This is a genomic window from Streptosporangium sp. OZ121 (genome assembly GCF_051918885.1).
Taxonomy (GTDB): domain Bacteria; phylum Actinomycetota; class Actinomycetes; order Streptosporangiales; family Streptosporangiaceae; genus Streptosporangium.
Map to the genome: position 1 here is coordinate 1 of NZ_JBPXMC010000089.1, position 1,119 is coordinate 1,119.

The window sequence follows — 1,119 nt, forward strand, 5'->3', positions numbered from 1 at the left end:
GATGGTTTCGCCGGGTTGGGTGGGGATGTCGTCGAGGCCGTTGGGGTCGATGCGGTTGATGGGGTCGTTGCCGGTGAAGTCATACAGGTTGGCGGCGCGGGGGTTGGCGGGGTCGCGGTCGGGGGCGCCTTGGTAGAGGGGGTCGGCGCTGGTCCAGGTCAGTGACAGGCTGTCGTAGGAGCGGTAGCCGTAGTCGGTGAGTTCGGTGTGCGGGGTGTAGTCCTTGCCGTTGAACTGTTGCGGGTATTTGCCGGCGGGGACGGGGAGGTTGGCGGCGGTCTTTTCTTGGAGGACCTCGCCGTGGGCGCCGTAGGAGGCGACCCGTTGGGTGTCGCCGGCTTCGGACAAGGCCAGCACATGGTGGCCGTGGATGCTGGTGGTGTAGTGCTCGAAGGTGGGGGTGGCCGCGGTGCCGGTGGCGCCGGGGGTGGTGTCGAGGCGGCCGATGGTCTGGCCGCCCAGGCCGATGGTCTGGCGGTAGGTGGCCGGTTGGCCGGGGGTGTAGAGGACTTCCTGGGCGCCGAAGGAGCGGCGCACTCCGGTGAGGGTGCCTTGGGGGTTGTGGTGGAGGGCGGCGATGCGGGTGGCGCCGTCGTAGAAGTAGGTTTCCGAGCCGCTGGCGGTGGTGACCTTGCGCAGGCGGGGCCCGTCCCAGGTTTGGGTGGCGGTGGTTCCGTCGGCCAGGGTGCGGGTGGTGGTGTTGCCGGCTTCGTCGTAGGTGTAGGTGGCCAGGTCGGTGCCGGTGTCGGTGCCGTCGTCGGTGTGCAGGGCGGCCAGGCGTTGCGGGTCGGGGTTGGGGGTGTTAGGGGTGGTGGGGTTTTGGTAGGTGTAGGTGACGTTGCGGGCCTTCAGGCGCCGGCCGACGCTGTGGGCGGGGTCGGCGTTGGCGGTGATGTTGGCATGGGCCAGGCGTCCGCTGTCGTGGTGGCTGAAGGTGGCGTAGTAGCCGGCGCCGCCTTGCTGGATGGCGGTGGTCAGCTGGTGGCGCTGGTCGTAGGAGTAGGTGGTGGTCGCGGTGGGTTGGCTGGTGTCGCCGAGTTGTTCGCTGATGGTGTCGATCAGGTCGTTTTTGGCGTAGGTGATGGTCTGGTGGTAGCGCTGCTCGGTGAGCGGTTCGGC

The 1,119-nt window shown here is 68.6% G+C and carries 1 protein-coding gene; it reads right to left on the reverse strand.

All coding sequences use genetic code 11. The annotated features are described in order from the left end of the window. Positions 1–1,119, reverse strand: a 1,119-nt coding sequence (locus ACTOQ1_RS42820) for an RHS repeat-associated core domain-containing protein (RefSeq protein ID WP_440074339.1), incomplete at both ends; no start/stop codon positions are given.